Below are 17,459 nucleotides of genomic sequence, written 5' to 3' on the forward strand. Positions count from 1 at the left end.
TTTGTGGCTAGTTCGATTTAAAGTAGTGGATAATTTTACAACTCAATCAATATCAAGTTAATACGGATTGAAAAATAAAAAAATCTATTTAAAAAATTGAATAATGAAAAGAAAAATTGCTTTATTAGTAATGCTTATTTTCTCTTTAGTAGGATGTAAAAACAACAAAAACACAAGTGTCGACATTCCTCAAGGCGGAACGAAATTAACAGACGTTGAAAAACTAGTAACTGGAAATCAGCGCTTTTTAGACGAGAAATCAATTCATCCCCATCAAAACAAAGAATCTGTTTTAGAAAATCAAGACGGACAAAAACCTTTTGCTGTTGTGGTTACCTGTTCTGACAGCAGGGTTTCACCAGAAATAGTATTTGATCAAGGAATTGGAGATTTATTTGTAATACGAAATGCAGGAAATTTAATTTCGGACATTGATCTTGGAAGTATTGAATATGCTGTAGAACATTTAGATTCTAAATTAATTGTTGTTCTTGGGCATACTGAATGCGGTGCAATTAAAGCTTACATCAATGACAAAAATGGTTCTTATAAAAATCATTTCAACCATATTGATGATATAGTTGAAACAATTTCGAATGAAGACGAAGAAATTGAAGCCGACAAAAAAACACCTAAAGCATCAAATTATTTAGGCGCTATTGACGCAAACATTAAACACTCAGTAAAACTGATAGAAGACAATAAAATTGTAAAAGAACATCATGTAAAAGTTATTGCTATGCGCTATGACGTACATACAGGAAAAGTAAGCCAATTATAAAAGCTTAAAAATACTTTTTTCAAAAAAATCCGTTTTGTATTCACAGATCGGATTTTTTTTGAATGGCTGTTTTATAAAAAATGCATTTTAGATTTAAAATAGCACAGGCAATAATTTGATAAGAAAAGATTAATTTAGCTACAAAATTTCTCGCGCTTTTATTTCTAACCAAACTAAAATTGCCATGAACACAACCATTCAAGATTATAATAATTCACAAAGCAGTTCAGACAAAGAAATTTGCTACCAATTGGCATTGATAATTGATGAAAACTTGCCTGAAGCAGAAAACAAAATCTGGCATGCACATCCGGTTTGGTTTTTAGACGGAAATCCGATTGTGGGCTACAGCAAGCTGAAAGATTCGGTGAGATTGCTTTTCTGGAGCGGGCAAACTTTTGAAGAAGAAAAACTGCAAAACGAAGGCTCCTTTAAAGCCGCTGAAATGCGTTATACAAATGCTGACCAAATAAACAAACAAGACCTGATACGATGGCTCGAAAAAAGCACCAAAATTCAGTGGGATTATAAAAACATTGTCAAACGAAAAGGAGTCCTGCTTCGACTCAAATAACAAACCAAAAACAACTACAACTCAAAATGAAATTTTTACCCCTAATCGCCTTCATTATTATTACCTCTACTAGTTTTTCACAAACAAAAATGCTTCCGTTAAACGAACTCATCGACAAAAACGATTCAGGCTGGAAATCAGTCAAAGAAATTGCAGGAACTGCAAAAAACAAAATAGAAATCCTTCCTGTTGATTCGCAAAAAGCAAATGACGCTTTGTATCATACTCAAATAAGCACGAAAACAACAATGGGCGCTGTTATTTACAAAACCGGCGGTATTTTAGTTGATAATGGCTGGATCAGAATTCTAGGTTCTGGAAGCGCAAAACTTAATCGCAGTCTTCCTGATTGGAACAAAGGAAAAACTTTTAAAGAATTTGGTGAAGTTCCTGGTTATTTATTAATTGCAGATGATGCTTTGGGTGGCTTTTACATTTTAAACGGCGGCGCACTTGGAACTGATGTTGGCAAAGTATATTATTTCTCTCCAGACAATTTAGAATTTGAGCCTCTCGGTATTAATTATCCTCAATTTTTGGATTTCTGTTTCAACAACGACTTAGATAATTATTACGAAGGAAGCAGATGGGAAAAATGGAAAGATGAAGTTGCAGGATTAAAAGGAGATCAAGTTTTCAATTTTTATCCGTTTTTATGGACAAAAGAAGGAAGCGACATCAACAAGGTATCTAGAAAAATAATTCCTATCGAAGAACAATACAGCTTAAATATTGATTTAAGAAAACAAATGGGACAATAAGCAAGCATTTAAACAAATAACACTTTAATTTTCAGTTTTTTAATCTTATTTTTACTACTGACATACGTTTGTCAATAGGTGATTTTATCTTTATCAAATAAATTAAAAATTATGGAAACTAAAGATGGAAAATTAGCCGTTTATGCGCCAACCAGGCAAGATTGGCGAAATTGGCTTGACGCAAACAGTCAAATTGAAAAATCGGTTTGGCTTATTTTATATCACAAAAAAAGCAAAACGCCAAGCATCAATTTAATAGAAGCTACAGAAGAAGCGCTATGTTTTGGTTGGATCGATAGCCTTTGCAAAAAACGCGATGCTGAAAGTTATTACCTGACTTTTTCGCATCGAAATCCGAAAACGAGCAAATGGAGCACGCCAAATATTGAAAGAGCAGAAAGACTTATTGCACAAAATTTAATGACAGAACACGGTCAAAAATTAATCGATATTGCAAAAGAACAAGGAAAATGGATTATTGATACCAAAGAAAAATAACTATTTCTAATATAACCAAAAAACTTTCTAACCATGCTAAAACAAATTCTCCTACTCTTGCTTTTTAGTTTCAAAATCAGTGCTTTTGCGCAAGGACTTGATTTCAAAGCTCCAGACTACAAACAAATCGAAAAAGATATTAAGGATAAAAAATCGGCATTTTATTATCCGAATTTGATGGATCGATTAACCAAAAATGATACGCTTATGACGCAGGATGAATTCAGATATTTGTATTTTGGTTATGTTTTTCAACCAAAATATAACGCTTTCTGGAGATCTCCTGACGAGAAAAAGCTTCGCGAATATTACAATAAAGAAAAACTAGAATCTGCAGATTATGACGAAATCATCAAATTAGCCAATCATACGCTGGCTGATTTTCCCTTTGATCTTCAACAACTCAATTATCTGGCCTATATTTATCATTTGAAAGGAGATGACGAATCTGCCAAAATAACTTCGTATAAATTTCATAACATCATGAACGCCATTCTTTCTTCTGGCGATGGCAAAAAATGCGAAACAGGATTTCATGTTTTATTGGTCGATCATGAATATGTGATGCTACATCTTTTTGAACTCGAATCGAAAGGACAATCATTAGTGGGAAACTGCGATTATCTTAGTTTTGAAAAAGGAAAATACAATGTTGATGGCGTATATTTCAATATTGAAAAAATGCTGGAAAACGAAGCAAAATCACTGAAGTAAAATCTCCAAGTTGAATGACCATAACTGAAATTAGAAAAAATGATTACGAACCTTTGAGAAGATTATTTTTAGAGGAACGAAAAAACACTTTTTCATGGCTCGATCCATCTGAATTTCAATTGGATGATTTTGAAAAATTGACACAAGGCGAACTTATCTTAACAGCACTTATTGATGATATTCCGGTTGGATTTATTTCGATATGGATCCCCAATAATTTTATTCATCATTTGTATGTTGCCCGTGAACATCAGGAAAAAAACATTGGAACTGAATTAGTGAAAGCTACTATTAAAAAAACAACATTTCCACTGACATTAAAATGCCTTGAAAAAAACAGCAAAGCCATTGCTTTTTACAAACAAAAAGGTTTTGTTGAAAAAGAAAAAGGAATGTCAGAACATGGAACTTATATTTTATTTGAATTGAACGAAAACATAAATTAAAACCAAACTACAACCTACCAAAGAATGAATTTAACTGAATTACCAATTGATCTGAAAAAACAAATTGAAAATGAAACAATAGATTTTGCATTAAAAGCACAGCGAAAACATCCGCTTAAAAAAAATTAGGCGAATTACTTATTGGAATACTGATGTTAGCTTTTATGAGTCTTTTTGTACATGCATTTTTCGGACCTTTATTTAAAAATGAAGAAGTTCATTTTGAGGCTAACGGATCGCCGGTAACCGCAAGTTTAGATGATTTCGGTGAATTGATCTTTCCAGGCGGCATTATTATTCTGCTTGTACTTGCTGGAATATATGTAACAATACGCTCAATTTATGGGATATTTCAAAATGGTGGCTATTTTGTTGGAACAGAAACTAGACTGATTCAATTTCGAAATGGAAATACTACGAGTACAGATTGGGAACAATTTACTGGAAGTATCAAAATCAAGGCTAAAAATAATTTTGGAGAAATCGAATTTGAATTGCGAACCGGAAAAATGGAAAGCAGAAAAAACCAACCCGATAAATTTGTTCCGGATATTATTTACTTAACCGGAATTGATAATGTTTATGAGATTGAGAAAAAATGCAGATTAAGAATTAAAGAAAATGATCCAACCCCTGCTGTTGTTTTAAGTTAAACTCAAAAAAAACACTTAAACAATCATTTAGTACGCAACCTTTTAACAAAAAAATCATCTTTATATCAACCAATATAAATTTGAACCAATGAAAAAATATATATTGTTTTTTGCTTTCATCATTTTGAATTCATGCAGTGGTGATGATAAAATTTATGACAACCCAAATGCATTAAAAGGACGCTGGCTTTGGGTTTCTTCAACTGGGGGTTTTCAGGGGGTTACTCCTGGTGCTTTGAATCGAAAAGAAGAACTTGAGTTCTCTGACACCCATGTAAGCACGTATACAGATGGCCAGCTAACCCAAAAACTAAAGTATCATATCGCAACAAAAAAGTCAATTTTTGGAGGAAATAAAAAAATGATTGTGATTGATAAAGAAGATCTAACTCAAGTATCTTATGCTGATCGATCTTTTATTGTAACTGCAAGTAAAATGACTTTAAGTGAAGAATGCAATGACTGTTTTATTTCAAAATATAAAAAAGTAAAATAATGAATATGAAAAAAATTCTACCAATTATTTTTATTCTTTTGGCTTTTACAAGCTGTTCAGATGACGATGACAATGGTAATCCAATGATTGGAAGCTGGAAATTGGTAAAAACGCGAAATTATGTTTTTGCTACTGCTGATGATCCAAACAAAGAAACTATCACTGATTATTCAGATAAAAATATTGTTTACACATTTGATGGAATGTCTAATTTAACCATTAGCATGGATGGGCAAAAAGAAGAGCATCAATACGAATACAAACTAGACTATTTATCTGGAGGTCCTTCTGTTGGAGAATCAAAAATTCAATTAGTGATTATTGATGGTTCTAAATGGACTTATTCTGCTTCTTCTCAAGGAGAAATGATTTTAGGAAAATCGTATGTTGATGGTTCTGATTTGTTTTTTGTAAAACAATAAAATCTCGTTTTTTAGTTCTTTTGAAAACAAAAATTACTGCGTCAAAATAAAAAAATGCTCTTCAAAATTTTTTCTGAAGAGCATTTTTTATTAATTAACTAAAAACAATGAATTGCTGAATAAAAGAATTCCGTTTTCCCAAAAACCTCTAAAAAGCGGATTGTCCATCATATAAATCACGCTTCCGTCGCCTCTTTTATCGACAGCAAAAGTCACGGTTTCAGGGAGTTTTTTCTTGATGTCATTTCCAACAAAACCATAACTCAAAAAGTTTTTAGGAATGTAAGCCACATTGATCGCATTTTTTAAAAGTGAAAATGATCTTTCGTTGGTTTTCAAACTGTAATACGTATTTCCTAAACCAAATGCCATTGGATAGGTTTTATCCAATTTATTCTCGATAATCGCACCCGGAATTGTACCTGAAATTTCTCTTCGTTCAGATCCTTCGAAGTCTAAAAAGCGTTTTTTAAGCTCGACTTCTTTTTCTTCTTTTTCCGATTTTTCTTTGTCTTCTTTGCTCGCAAACTGACTTAAAGCATAACCTTCGCGATCTTGAAACAACGAAATTGCACTGCTCATGGCAATTACTTTTCCGCCATTTTTAATCCATTCATCGATCTGTTTTTTCTGGTCATCTGAGAAATCATAAGATCCGTCAGAAAGTATCAACGTATTGTAATTGTACAATTTCACTCGGTTGAAATTTGAAGTTTCAACAATACTTACTGGATATTTTACAACCTCATCCAAATAATACCAATTGGCACCAAATTCAGTTGAAACAATTCCTTTCCCTGAAAGCATTAAGATCTTTGGCACTTTTAAAAGAACAAAATTTTCTCCGCCAATATCTTTTGAATTGGTTGAAAATCCGGTTGTAATAAAACTATAATCGGATTTGATTTTGATGATTTCGCTAACTGTTTTTTCAAAATCAGCAATTTTTGGATTATCTGCTCGACTTATAATCAAACCGCCTGGCTCGATGGTCAAAGTTCCAAAAACTGCTTTCTTCATTGCTGAACGCACTTTTACATTTGCTTGATGCAATAACGAAAGCACCTGAGCTGAAGTTCTGCTGTTCCAAGGCACATAAAATGCGTAAACACTTGCTGGGACATTTTTTTGCGCAATTTCAATTTGAGATTTTGTTTTTATAGAAATTGCATTTTTTACGGCATAACCTTCAACTCCATATGCTAGAGGCAAAGCCCAAGCTGTGATATCATAGGATAAACTATCGTTTAGTTTTTGATTTGGCTCAAATAAAACCTGCGCCAAAACAGATCTCGGCTGATCTGCTTTTATGATTAAATCGTTTGGCTCGATTTTGAAACTTTCACTTTTTTTGTTTTGATAATGAAATCCTGAAGCGCTTGCAGAAGCATCGGCATAACTGAATTCAATGTCATTTTTTTCAGCATTTCAGTCAGTTGTTCCAGTTTTGCATTGTTTTTTAGAACATAAGTATTGTAAACGCCTTTTGCTTTTTTGCGTGCATTTGCATGAAAATCTCGAAATCCTTTTAGCAAAACATCCTTTTGTGAAGCGGCACTTTCTACAACTGTCAACACAGCAGTTGCGTGGTGCGTCAAACGATCTTTTATGGTGACGTTTGTGCCATTTTCCATTGTCACTTCGCGCCCTGCTCCTATTCCGCCTTGTTCCAGTGTCAAACCAACTGCGCCATTATAAGTTGGATAAGTATCGCCATAACTCGGATAAAACAAATCAAATCGTTCTCTGGTATTGTACATCCAGTTTTGCTTGTCGAATTTCTGCGAAATATTTTTTCCTAAAACATTATAAAAATCCTTTTGATATTGCTCAATAAATTCATGCAAAGGCTCTGCTCGCTGGCGGAAAAAAGTATGGCGAATTATAGCTCATTTCATGCACATCTGTATGTACTTGAGGCATCCATTGGTTATATACTTTTATGCGTTGTTGCGATTCGGCTTGCGTTTGCCATGCCCAGTCGCGATTCAAATCAAAAAGATAGTGATTGTATCTTCCGCCCGGCCATTCTTCCATGTGCTCTCGATCATACAGACTTGGATGATTTTTCTTTCCTGAAATTTCTCGAAGCCAATTTCCGTAGCGAGAATATCCATCAGGATTAATGCACGGATCCAGAATTACGATCGTATTTTTTAGCCATTTCTTGGTTTCTTCATTTGTTGGGTTCAAAAGTTCATAGGCAACTGTCATAGCGCTTTCGGTTCCGGCAAATTCATTTCCGTGAACATTGAAACTCAACCAAACGATAATTTTATCTTGTGCCGTAGCCGATTTAGAATCTGAAAGTCCAATTGAAGCCAAATTGTTCAAACGTATTTGCTCCAGATTTTTCAGGTTTTCAGCATCAGAAATGAAATATAAATTCAAATCGCGCTGTTCGTTTGTTAATCCGTATTGCTGTTTTTTTATTAAAGCCGAATTTTCAGTCAGATATTTAAAATAATCCTCAACCTGATGGTAATAACTTATTTGTTTTCCGTAGTTTGGAATAAATTCTGAAGGCGATTTTAATTGTGCCAAAGCAGAAACCGAAGCTGTTAGAAACAATACTACAGCATAAAAGTTTTTTGTCATAATTGGAAATGGTTTGCAGTTGGATAAAAATAAGAATTAACTTTATATAATCTAAAATCATCTTAATTTTAATTGCTTTATTAACTTTTGAAATAACCAAATCCTAATGAATATCTTAATTGTTTACGCGCATCCAAGTAAAAAATCCTATACTTTTCAGGTTTTGGAAAGATTGAAATCGGTTATCTTAAAACAAAACTGGAATTTAGAAATATCAGATTTATATGCTTCAAACTTCATCAGTGATATGTCGGAACAAGAATATGAAAGAGAAGGTTTTGCGAAACTTGATCTTCCTATTCCTGAAGACGTTTTGGCCGAACACAAAAAAATCGAAAAGGCAGATTGCATTATTTTTCTTTATCCTGTTTGGTGGAGTGATTGTCCTTCAAAACTAAAAGGCTGGTTTGACCGCGTATATTCGGTTGGATATGCCTACGGACAAACCGAATCTTTTCCGAAAATGAAAATTATACCGCATGGAATCGCAATTTGCACTGCGGGACATCCAAATGATTTTCTGAATGAAATTGGAATTGCACAAAGCATGGAAAAAATCATGCTAGAAGACCGACTTGGAAAACGTTTTGAAAACAAAGAAATGATTATTTTGGGCGGAACATTGGAATTGGAAAAAGTAATGGAAGGGCATTTTTTGGAGATTGATAATATTATAGAAAAAATTAAAACCAAAATAAATTAAACAAAGAATATAAACAAATCATCATCAAACCGGACTGAAGTCCGGCCCTACAATATGCATCGAGCCAAATGCTCTTTTAAAGTTCCGAAGGAACAAACCATATTGTAGGGCCGGACTTCAGTCCAGTTTAAATAAATTTACAAAACATGTCTGAAACTCCCCTTTCTTTTGTCTCTTAAACACCCTAACAAATTGATTATTAGAACGTAAATTTGTAATACAAACCTTTAAATTATTTAAAATGAGTACTACAGATTTTACCACAACCATAAAAGTAGATCAATCTCCCGAGGAAGTTTTTAACGCTGTTACAAATGTCCGAGGCTGGTGGTCTGAAGAAATAGAAGGAAATACAGCCAAGCTGAATGATGAATTTGATTATCATTATGAGGATGTTCATCGCCGCAAAGTAAAATTAATTGAAGTTGTTCCGAATCAAAAAATTGTTTGGCTGGTTGAAGAAAACTATTTCAACTTTACAGAAGACAAAACAGAATGGACGGGCACTAAACCAACTTTTGAAATCACTGAAAAAGATGGAAAAACAGAGTTAAAATTCACCCATTTTGGTTTAACCACAGAATACGAATGCTTTGAAATTTGCAGAGGCGCTTGGACAAATTACATTCAAAATAGTCTTAAAAAACTAATTGAAACCGGAAAAGGCGAACCAAATGCAACGGGAAAACCACAAACTGAAAACGAAAAAAGGTTATCTTCAAAATAATTTTATAAATTAGTGATTCTAAAAATCCTAATTATATGAACCCCATTATAAGAAATACTCTGGCAGTACTTGCCGGAATTGTCGTTGGAAGTATTGTCAATATGAGTATAATTTTATTAAGTGGTTCTATCATCCCGCTTCCAGAGGGTGCTGACAACTCCACAATGGAAAGTTTAAAATCAACAATGCATTTGTTTGAAGCCAAACATTATCTTTTTCCGTTTTTAGCGCATGCTATTGGAACATTCGTTGGCGCAATCACGACGGCATTATTGGCTTTTAATCATAAAAAGAAACTTGCGCCGCTTATTGGCGCATTCTTTTTATTTGGAGGTATTGTAAGTGTTTGCTCTTTGCCGTCGCCGGTTTGGTTTACGATTGTCGATTTGGTTTTCGCTTATATTCCGATGGCGTATCTGGCATTGAAATTACTTTGTCATAAAGGAAAAATTCAAAAAAATGAGTAGCGAATCCTCAAAAAAATTCCCGCTAAAATGTGCTATGAACATATCGGCGGAAAACTTGGGCAACTACTCGCCTTCACTTTTGCAGAAAAAGGATGGATTGCCAAAAAAATCCGTCAGACAAACATTTCTATATTACTGAAATCGGCATAAAAGAATTCACAAAATTAGGCATCGATCTTTCAGAAATCAAGCTGGAAAATTTATAAAACTTACCGCTTATTTCAGAAAAAATGTGCTTACAAATTTCTTAACTTAGTTCACTTTTATATTTGAAAATCATGACTAAGAAAGAAATTGCTCGGGACTTCCTAAAACTTGCCGCAAACGGACATTCGCACGAAGCATTTCGTTTGCATGTTGGCAAGAAATTCAAACATCACAACGCTTATTTTAAAGGTGATGCCGACACCTTAATGCTTGCAATGGAAGAATCTGCAAGAACAAATCCGAATAAGATTTTCAAAATTCATCATATTTTAGAAGATGACAATTTTGTTGCCGTGCATTCGCATTTAAAACAAAATTCAAAAGATATTGGTTTTGCCGTAGTTCATATTTTAAAATTTAAGGATGATAAAATAATTGAACTTTGGGATTTAGGTCAGCCAATTCCAACGGAAACTGTTAATGAAAATGGAATGTTTTAAATTAATTATTAATGGTGAATTATTAATTATCAGTTATTTCCAGAGACCGAAAACTAAAAAATACAAAAATCTAAAAATGACCTTTTTAACCAAAACACTTTCACTATTGTCTTTAATTTTTCTTTTTTTGAGCTGTAATTCCTTCGCTCAAAAAGAAGATAATTATTCTGCTAAAATTGACAGTTTAATAGAAAACACCAATTCTCCCATTTTTAATGGTGCAATTTTGATTTCAAAAAACGGAAAAACATTGTATTCTAAAGCAAAAGGCTTTTCGAATTTTCAGACCAAAAAACCTTTAAAATTAGACAACCAATTTGAAATCATGTCGAACAGCAAACAGATAACGGCAGTTTTGATTTTATTGGAAGTTGAAAAGGGTAAAATAGATCTTAAGTCACCTATCAAAAAATATTTACCTGAATTAACTCAAACTTGGGCTGATTCTGTAACGGTTCATCAGCTTTTAAATCATTCTCACGGAATTGTCGATTTGCAGAAACCATTGGCTTTCAAATCGGGAACTCAGTTTAAATATGGCGATTTAAGTTATACACTTCTTACGAAAATTATAGAAAACACTTCGGAAAAAAATATCCAGAAGTAGCCGAAGCTCTTTTCAAAAAATTGAAAATGAAGAATACATATTGTTATTCAAAGGATAAAATTCAAAATTTAGTTACAGGCTATTTCAATTCTAAAGACGTTTTTGAAAAAGTGGGAAAAACTCAAATTACACCGCAAAATCTGGGCGCAGATGGCGTTGTTTCAACTGTAACCGATTTGGCTATTTGGAACAGTAATTTACATAAAGGAAAAATTCTGAAACCTGAGACTTATAAAGCAATGCTTCGCTACACGATAACTGCACAGCATAATTTCTTTGGGAAAGAAAATGAAGGCTACGGCTACGGAATTAGGATTACTGAAAAAGAAGCGGTTAAATATATTGGCCATACAGGTTTAGGCGACGGATTTTCTTCTGTAAATTTGTATTTCCCTGAAAGCGATATTAGTCTGATTGTTTTAGAAAATCAGATGCCTGAAGATTCTAATTTATTTTATGCGAATGAATTTAAGATCAAAAATATGCTTTTAAAAAGTGATTTATTAAATAAAAAATAAACTCAAATGGCTGTCAATAAAACCACCGAAACCGCAAACAGTGTTACTGATTTTATAAATGCTGTCGAAAATGAGCAGAAAAGAAAAGACGCTTTTCAACTTCTTTCAATAATACAGGAGTTAACCGGTTTTGAACCAAAAATGTGGGGGCAGAGTATTATTGGTTTTGGGAGTTATCATTATAAATATGACAGTGGTCACGAAGGCGATGCGCCATTAGCAGGTTTTTCTCCAAGAAAAGCGACCATGACCGTATATTTTTATCTTCCTGAAGGCAAGAGAGAAGAACTTTTATCCAAACTTGGCAAACACACCTCTTCAAAAGCGTGTATTTATGTCAAAAAACTGGCTGATATTGATATAGAAATATTAAAAAATATCATTTTACTTTCTATGGAATACACCCAAAATTTATACCCTTCAAATTAAAAAAAATATGAGCCTCACTTTATTTCTTCTTTTAATAGCCGTTGCAATTTATTTCGCATATCATCCAAGATTCGGGAAAAGGCCATTTGGTGAAAGACTAGCTTTAATCCAAAAATCGCCTCAATACAAAAACGGAAAATTTGAAAACGAAAGTTTCACACCTGAACTTGCTGAAGGTTATGGCTATTTTGATGTTTTAAAAGAATTTTTCTTCAAAAAAGTAGATCGCAAAAGCCCTACTGATATTATTCCGTCAATAAAAACCAATTTGCATGAAATTCCGTTAGATCAAGATATCTTGGTTTGGTTTGGGCATTCGTCATATTATATTCAGCTTGAAGGAAAACGTTTTTTGATTGATCCCGTTTTTAGCGGCAACGCCTCGCCTATTTACGGCACCACAAAAGCATTTAAAGGAACCGATATTTATACCACGGATGATATCCCCGAAATTGATTATTTATTGATGACCCACGATCATTATGATCATTTGGATTATGCGACAATTATGGCACTGAAGCCAAAAATCAAAAAGGTCATTACGGCTCTTGGAGTGGGTTCGCATTTTGAATTTTGGAAATTCCCTTCTGAAATTATTATCGAAAAAGACTGGCATGAAAAAATTGAACTCGATCAAAATTTAACGCTTTACACTACTCCTTCAAGACATTTTTCGGGTAGAAGCATCAAACGTTGCAATACACTTTGGACGTCTTTCGTTTTAGAAAGCAAAGATTTTAAAATGTATCTGGGAGGCGACAGCGGCTACGATTCGCATTATGCTCGCAATTGGCGAGAAATTTGGCCCTTTTGATATTGTGCTTATTGATAATGGCCAATACAATCCGGCTTGGAAGTACATTCATAATTTGCCAGAAGATGTGATAAAAGCCATGAAAGATCTGAAAGCCAAAAGAGTTTTTCCTGTTCATTCTTCAAAATTTGCATTGGCACTTCACGCTTGGGATGAACCTTTGAAAAAAGTAACCGAATTAAACAGTCTATCTGAAAACCCAATTCCGTTAATTACACCTAAAATTGGCGAAATAGTCGAATTAAAAAATGAAAACCAACAATTTAAACAATGGTGGAAAGGGGTTAATTAATTATTAATTGTTAATTGTTAATTGCAAACTTGAAACTTGGAAGTTGGAATATAAAACATTTAGTTTGCCATTCTGAGGAACGAAGAATCACACTAGAAATTCCTCAAAGTAGATCGCCAATCTTTGCCGATTCACTAGTGTGATTCTTCGTTCCTCAGAATGACAAAAAAAGAACAAAAACATGAAGAATTATATAATCCGCAATGCTGATCCGTCAGAATTTGAAGAAATCGGGAAGCTTTTAATTCGCGTTTATTCGGCTTTGGAAGGCTTTCCTAAACAAGATGAACAGCCAAATTATTATAAAATGCTAGCCAATATTGGCAATTTTACCCAATATCCAGAAACAGAACTTTTAGTGGCTCTTGACGAGAATACTATTATTGGAGCAGTAGTTTATTTTAATGATATGCAATATTATGGCTCTGGCGGAATTGCGACTCAAGAGAAAAATTCGGCTGGATTTCGTTTGTTGGGCGTTGATGCAAATGCTCGAGGAAAAGGAATTGGCAAGCTTTTGACTTTAGAATGCATCAAAAAAGCAAAAGAATCTAAAAGAAAACAAGTCATTATTCATTCTACTTTGGCAATGAAAACAGCTTGGGGAATGTATGAAAATATCGGATTTAAAAGAGATGAAATTTTAGATTTTATGCAAGGAGAACTTCCTGTGTTTGGATTCAGGTTTCCTTTTGATTCATAAAATTAATATCAAAAAAAATAAAAATTGAAACTAAAAACTAACCTTTTTATCGTTGCTTTTCTGGCAACTTTTAACCTTTTTGCACAAAATACCTATGTTTTTCTTGGTTCTTATAATCGTGATAAATCTGCAGAAGCCATTCAAATATATCAATTGGACACTCTAAACGGAAAATTGACAAAATTTGCTTCGGCAAAAAACATTATCAACCCTTCCTATTTGACGGTTTCTCCAAATGGAAAATATGTGTATGCCTGTACCGATACCAAAACGCCAAATGCAGGAAGCATCAGCAGTTTTGAATTTAATCCAAAAAACAAAAGTCTGACTTTTTTAAACAGCCAAAGAAGCGGTGGCGAAAATCCGGTTTATGTTACGGTTCATAAAAGCGGAAAATGGATTGCCAATGCCAATTATACAGAAGGAAGTGTTTCTGTTTTTCCAATTTTAGAAAACGGTAAAATCGACTCAATAGCGCAGAATTTTCAGTATATGGACGGAAGTACGCACAAAGAAAGACAAACACGTTCACACGTTCATTCAGCTGTATTTTCGCCTCAGTTTGATTATTTGTTTTTGCCAGATTTAGGTGCCGATAAAATTCGTTGCTATGCATTTGATGCCAATCAGAAAAAGCCTTTAATCGAAACTAAAAACCCGTTTACAAAGACTGATTTAGAAGCCGGCCCGAGACACTTTACCTTTCACCCCAATCAGAAATTTGGTTATTGTATCGAAGAAATGGCAGGTCAAATAAGTGTTTATCAATATGAAAACGGAGTTTTAAATAAAATCCAGCGCATTGCCACGCATCCTGATAAAATAAAAGAAGGTTATGAAAGCTCCGATATTCATATTTCTCCTGACGGAAAATTTCTCTACGCCACAAACCGAGGAAAAGAAAACAACATTGCCATTTTCACAATTGATGAAAATGGGCTTTTGAAAAACATTGGGTATCAAGCCACTTTAGGAAAACATCCGAGAGTTTTTGCCATCGATGAAAGCGGAAAATTTTTAATCGCTTCAAATGTAAATACTGGAAATGTGGTTGTTTTTAAAAGAAATCCAAAAACCGGATTACTTAAAAAAGTTGGGAAAGAAGTAAAAATGGAAAATGTTTCGTGTGTTCAAATTAGACGAATTTAATTGTTATTTATTACGCTTTTATAGACAACCTAGATCTTTTTGCAACTAATCGTTCCAAAGAAAACTAACACAATAAAAATTATGTCAGCAAATAATTTCGATTTACAGCCTGATTTCTTGGAAAACGAAATCATAAAATTGATTCCGCTAGAAGAAAGTCATTTTGAAGAACTTTATAAAGTGGCCTCAGATCCTTTGGTTTGGGAACAGCATCCCAATAAAAATCGATACGAAAGAGCAGTTTTCCAGAACTTTTTTGAAGGAGCGATGGAAAGCAAAGGCGCTTTTGTTATTTTGGACAAAACCGCAAATGAAATTGCTGGCAGTACAAGATTTTATGAATACGATCCCGAAAACAATAGCATTTTTATTGGTTATACTTTTTATGGAAGAAAATTTTGGGGAACGGGTTTTAATAGTCAAGTCAAAAAAATAATGCTCGATTATGCCTTTCAATTTGTAGAAAAAGTTCAATTTCATATTGGAGCAGAAAATTTCCGCTCACAAAAAGCAATTGAAAAATTAGGCGCAAAAAAATAGACGAAATCAATGTGGCCTATTACAATGAGCCCTCGCGTCATAACTTTGTGTACGAAATAAAACAAAATTAAATTAAGCTATCTTACATCTTACATACAAAAAAATGAAAAATATAACCGTTTTCTGCGGATCTAGTTTTGGTACCGAAGAAATATTTAGAGAACAAGCAGAACTGCTAGGAAAAACTTTAGCCAAACAAAATATAGGTTTAGTTTACGGAGGCGCAAATGTAGGTTTAATGGGTGCTGTCGCGGATGGCGCATTGAGTGAAAATGGAACCGTAATTGGTGTTCTTCCAAATTTTCTTAGATCTAAGGAAATTGCACATTTAGGCTTGACCGAATTAATTGTAGTGGAAAGCATGCACGAACGAAAAACAAAAATGAATGATTTGTGCGATGGCGTAATTGCACTTCCAGGTGGTTTTGGAACATTAGAAGAGCTTTTTGAAATGCTAACTTGGGCACAATTAGGACTTCATAAAAAACCAATTGCAATTTTAAATACAAACGGTTTTTATGATTCGCTAATTGAATTGACAGAAACAATGGTTGAAAAAGGCTTGCTGAAAGACGTCAATCAAAAAATGCTTTTGGTTAGCGACAATGTTCCAGATTTACTGGAAAAAATGAGAAATTACATGCCACCTACAGTCGGCAAATGGATTGACAAAGACAAAGTATAAACTTATTTCTATTAAATATCAAAGCTTTACAAATTTCGTGTGAAGCTTTTTTATTCGGACAACTATATTTCTTAAATTAGTAATCCCAAAAAAAAGTTTCAGCACTAGATATAATGAGATGAAAACAGAAAACAACAAATTTGCAAAAGCCGAAATGCTGATCAGGAAACCTGTTTCAGAAGTTTTTCAGGCTTTTATAGATCCGGAAATTACCCGTAAATTTTGGTTTACAAAAGGCTCCGGAAAATTAGAAGAAAACCAAAAAACCGAGTGGACTTGGGAAATGTATGGTTTTTCATTGACGGTCACAACATTAGTATTGCAAGAAAATAAAAAGATTGTAATTGAATGGGGAAATCCAGATGAAGTCACTTTAGTCGAATGGGTTTTTAGTCCGCTAAATGAAAATGAGACCTTTGTAAGTATTACAAATTCTGGCTTAAAAGGCGACGCTGACAAAATTATCGATCAGGTTCGCAACTCTACTGAAGGCTTTACTTTGGTATTAGCTGGAGCAAAAGCATATTTAGAACATAAACTGCAACTGAATTTAGTTTTAGATAGATTTCCGAAAGGTCTTGCCTGATAGTATTTTAACCGCAAAGGTCACAAAGATTTACGCAAAGAACGCAAAGTTTTTTGAGACTCACTAAAGTGAAAAGCGCACAAAGCTTTGTGCAGAAAAAATGGTAGGCAAAGCTTTGCGAACTTAATATAGATTCTGCTTACTCCAGCAATTAAAAATACTTAGCGCACTTTGCGTTAAAACAACAGATATGTTTTGATCGTAGTACAAGTTCAGCAACCTGAAACTTGAAACCTAAAACAAAAAAATGGAAGTTAAAAAACCCGAAAATATAGACGAATACATTGGCGGATTTCCAAACGACGTACAGGAAATTTTGGAAAAAATCAGAATGACGATTCAAAAAGCAGCGCCAGAAGCCAAAGAGAAAATTAGTTACTCGATGCCAGCTTTTGAGCAAAACGGAATTGTAGTTTATTTTGCGACCTTTAAAAATCATATTGGGCTTTATGCTTTGCCAAGCGGACATGAAGAATTTAAGGACGAACTTTCGAAATATAAATCAGGAAAAGGCTCTGTCCAGTTTCCACTAAAAGACAAAATGCCTTATGATTTAATCACTAAAATTGTAAAATTTCGAGTAAAAGAAAATCTTCAAAAAGCAAAAAAGAAATAGCTCTAGATTAAATCAATCTCTCCATTAACAAAG

The 17,459-nt window shown here is 33.7% G+C and carries 26 protein-coding genes and 1 pseudogene; 24 read left to right on the top strand and 3 right to left on the bottom strand.

Annotation, left to right across the window (positions count from 1 at the left end):
* Nucleotides 1–103 precede the first annotated feature (103 nt).
* The 9 genes from ACQ9BO_RS21460 (at nt 104) to ACQ9BO_RS21500 (ending at nt 5,345) form a co-directional block, all read left to right on the top strand.
* The gene (locus ACQ9BO_RS21460) at nt 104–781 is read left to right on the top strand and encodes a carbonic anhydrase (RefSeq protein ID WP_431242394.1); all 678 of its coding nucleotides are present in this window, start codon (nt 104–106) and stop codon (nt 779–781) included.
* Nucleotides 782–965: 184 nt separating this feature from the next.
* Nucleotides 966–1,355 (top strand): DUF1801 domain-containing protein, encoded by a 390-nt coding sequence (locus ACQ9BO_RS21465; RefSeq protein WP_431242395.1) that lies wholly within the window; start codon nt 966–968, stop codon nt 1,353–1,355.
* 26 nt (nt 1,356–1,381) lie between these two features.
* On the top strand, nt 1,382–2,116 hold the full coding sequence (locus ACQ9BO_RS21470; RefSeq protein WP_431242396.1) for a DUF2625 domain-containing protein: 735 nt from the start codon (nt 1,382–1,384) through the stop codon (nt 2,114–2,116).
* Between the two features lie 111 nt (nt 2,117–2,227).
* Nucleotides 2,228–2,614: a YdeI/OmpD-associated family protein gene (locus ACQ9BO_RS21475; protein ID WP_431242397.1), complete on the top strand. Its 387-nt coding sequence runs from the start codon at nt 2,228–2,230 to the stop codon at nt 2,612–2,614.
* Nucleotides 2,615–2,647: 33 nt separating this feature from the next.
* Nucleotides 2,648–3,328: a DUF4919 domain-containing protein gene (locus tag ACQ9BO_RS21480; RefSeq protein WP_431242398.1), complete on the top strand. Its 681-nt coding sequence runs from the start codon at nt 2,648–2,650 to the stop codon at nt 3,326–3,328.
* A gap of 14 nt (nt 3,329–3,342) precedes the next feature.
* Nucleotides 3,343–3,774 carry a GNAT family N-acetyltransferase gene (locus ACQ9BO_RS21485; RefSeq protein WP_431242399.1) on the top strand — a complete coding sequence of 144 codons (432 nt, stop codon included), beginning with the start codon at nt 3,343–3,345 and terminating at the stop codon, nt 3,772–3,774.
* A gap of 164 nt (nt 3,775–3,938) precedes the next feature.
* Nucleotides 3,939–4,427 carry a hypothetical protein gene (locus ACQ9BO_RS21490; protein ID WP_431242400.1) on the top strand — a complete coding sequence of 163 codons (489 nt, stop codon included), beginning with the start codon at nt 3,939–3,941 and terminating at the stop codon, nt 4,425–4,427.
* 88 nt (nt 4,428–4,515) lie between these two features.
* Nucleotides 4,516–4,923, top strand: a complete 408-nt coding sequence (locus ACQ9BO_RS21495) for a hypothetical protein (protein ID WP_431242401.1) — start codon at nt 4,516–4,518, stop codon at nt 4,921–4,923.
* Nucleotides 4,924–4,928: 5 nt separating this feature from the next.
* Complete coding sequence (locus ACQ9BO_RS21500) at nt 4,929–5,345, top strand: hypothetical protein (protein ID WP_431242402.1); 417 nt, start codon at nt 4,929–4,931, stop codon at nt 5,343–5,345.
* 90 nt (nt 5,346–5,435) lie between these two features.
* Here the strand turns inward: ACQ9BO_RS21500 and ACQ9BO_RS21505 are convergent, their stop codons facing one another.
* The 3 genes from ACQ9BO_RS21505 to ACQ9BO_RS21515 are packed head-to-tail and all read right to left on the bottom strand — an operon-like array spanning nt 5,436 to nt 7,943.
* Nucleotides 5,436–6,629, bottom strand: coding sequence for a hypothetical protein (locus tag ACQ9BO_RS21505; RefSeq protein ID WP_431242403.1), 1,194 nt, complete (start codon nt 6,627–6,629; stop codon nt 5,436–5,438).
* Nucleotides 6,630–6,658: 29 nt separating this feature from the next.
* Complete coding sequence (locus tag ACQ9BO_RS21510) at nt 6,659–7,192, bottom strand: hypothetical protein (RefSeq protein WP_431242404.1); 534 nt, start codon at nt 7,190–7,192, stop codon at nt 6,659–6,661.
* Entirely contained in the window at nt 7,185–7,943 is a 759-nt protein-coding gene (locus ACQ9BO_RS21515) for a M14 family zinc carboxypeptidase (protein ID WP_431242405.1), read from the bottom strand. Before ACQ9BO_RS21515 ends, ACQ9BO_RS21510 begins: the two co-directional genes overlap by 8 nt.
* Before the next feature lie 106 nt (nt 7,944–8,049).
* Between ACQ9BO_RS21515 and ACQ9BO_RS21520 the strand changes: the two genes are divergently transcribed.
* From ACQ9BO_RS21520 to ACQ9BO_RS21590, 15 genes and pseudogenes are all read left to right on the top strand, one after another.
* A complete protein-coding gene (locus ACQ9BO_RS21520; protein ID WP_431242406.1) occupies nt 8,050–8,646 on the top strand; it encodes an NAD(P)H-dependent oxidoreductase in 597 nt (198 codons plus the stop codon).
* Between the two features lie 241 nt (nt 8,647–8,887).
* Complete coding sequence (locus tag ACQ9BO_RS21525) at nt 8,888–9,373, top strand: SRPBCC family protein (protein WP_431242407.1); 486 nt, start codon at nt 8,888–8,890, stop codon at nt 9,371–9,373.
* Nucleotides 9,374–9,408: 35 nt separating this feature from the next.
* Nucleotides 9,409–9,840 (top strand): hypothetical protein, encoded by a 432-nt coding sequence (locus tag ACQ9BO_RS21530; RefSeq protein ID WP_431242408.1) that lies wholly within the window; start codon nt 9,409–9,411, stop codon nt 9,838–9,840.
* Between the two features lie 27 nt (nt 9,841–9,867).
* Nucleotides 9,868–9,990, top strand: coding sequence for a hypothetical protein (locus ACQ9BO_RS21535; protein WP_431242409.1), 123 nt, complete (start codon nt 9,868–9,870; stop codon nt 9,988–9,990).
* A 128-nt stretch (nt 9,991–10,118) separates the two neighbouring features.
* The gene (locus tag ACQ9BO_RS21540) at nt 10,119–10,487 is read left to right on the top strand and encodes a nuclear transport factor 2 family protein (protein ID WP_431242410.1); all 369 of its coding nucleotides are present in this window, start codon (nt 10,119–10,121) and stop codon (nt 10,485–10,487) included.
* Nucleotides 10,488–10,563: 76 nt separating this feature from the next.
* Nucleotides 10,564–11,612: pseudogene (locus tag ACQ9BO_RS21545) on the top strand (serine hydrolase domain-containing protein).
* Between the two features lie 6 nt (nt 11,613–11,618).
* Nucleotides 11,619–12,041: a DUF1801 domain-containing protein gene (locus ACQ9BO_RS21550; protein WP_431242411.1), complete on the top strand. Its 423-nt coding sequence runs from the start codon at nt 11,619–11,621 to the stop codon at nt 12,039–12,041.
* A 7-nt stretch (nt 12,042–12,048) separates the two neighbouring features.
* Entirely contained in the window at nt 12,049–12,855 is an 807-nt protein-coding gene (locus tag ACQ9BO_RS21555) for an MBL fold metallo-hydrolase (RefSeq protein ID WP_431242412.1), read from the top strand.
* Nucleotides 12,821–13,147, top strand: coding sequence for an MBL fold metallo-hydrolase (locus tag ACQ9BO_RS21560; protein WP_431242413.1), 327 nt, complete (start codon nt 12,821–12,823; stop codon nt 13,145–13,147). The genes ACQ9BO_RS21555 and ACQ9BO_RS21560 overlap by 35 nt, the downstream gene beginning before the upstream one ends.
* A gap of 181 nt (nt 13,148–13,328) precedes the next feature.
* Nucleotides 13,329–13,850, top strand: coding sequence for a GNAT family N-acetyltransferase (locus ACQ9BO_RS21565; protein WP_431242414.1), 522 nt, complete (start codon nt 13,329–13,331; stop codon nt 13,848–13,850).
* A gap of 24 nt (nt 13,851–13,874) precedes the next feature.
* Nucleotides 13,875–14,999 (top strand): lactonase family protein, encoded by a 1,125-nt coding sequence (locus tag ACQ9BO_RS21570; RefSeq protein ID WP_431242415.1) that lies wholly within the window; start codon nt 13,875–13,877, stop codon nt 14,997–14,999.
* Nucleotides 15,000–15,080: 81 nt separating this feature from the next.
* Complete coding sequence (locus ACQ9BO_RS21575) at nt 15,081–15,539, top strand: GNAT family N-acetyltransferase (RefSeq protein WP_431242416.1); 459 nt, start codon at nt 15,081–15,083, stop codon at nt 15,537–15,539.
* A gap of 103 nt (nt 15,540–15,642) precedes the next feature.
* On the top strand, nt 15,643–16,224 hold the full coding sequence (locus ACQ9BO_RS21580) for a TIGR00730 family Rossman fold protein (protein ID WP_431242417.1): 582 nt from the start codon (nt 15,643–15,645) through the stop codon (nt 16,222–16,224).
* 118 nt (nt 16,225–16,342) lie between these two features.
* The gene (locus tag ACQ9BO_RS21585) at nt 16,343–16,810 is read left to right on the top strand and encodes an SRPBCC family protein (RefSeq protein WP_431242418.1); all 468 of its coding nucleotides are present in this window, start codon (nt 16,343–16,345) and stop codon (nt 16,808–16,810) included.
* A 247-nt stretch (nt 16,811–17,057) separates the two neighbouring features.
* A complete protein-coding gene (locus ACQ9BO_RS21590; RefSeq protein WP_431242419.1) occupies nt 17,058–17,426 on the top strand; it encodes an iron chaperone in 369 nt (122 codons plus the stop codon).
* Nucleotides 17,427–17,459: the final 33 nt, after the last annotated feature.

This window comes from Flavobacterium sp. P21, assembly GCF_050632225.1.
Classification (GTDB): Bacteria; Bacteroidota; Bacteroidia; order Flavobacteriales; family Flavobacteriaceae; genus Flavobacterium.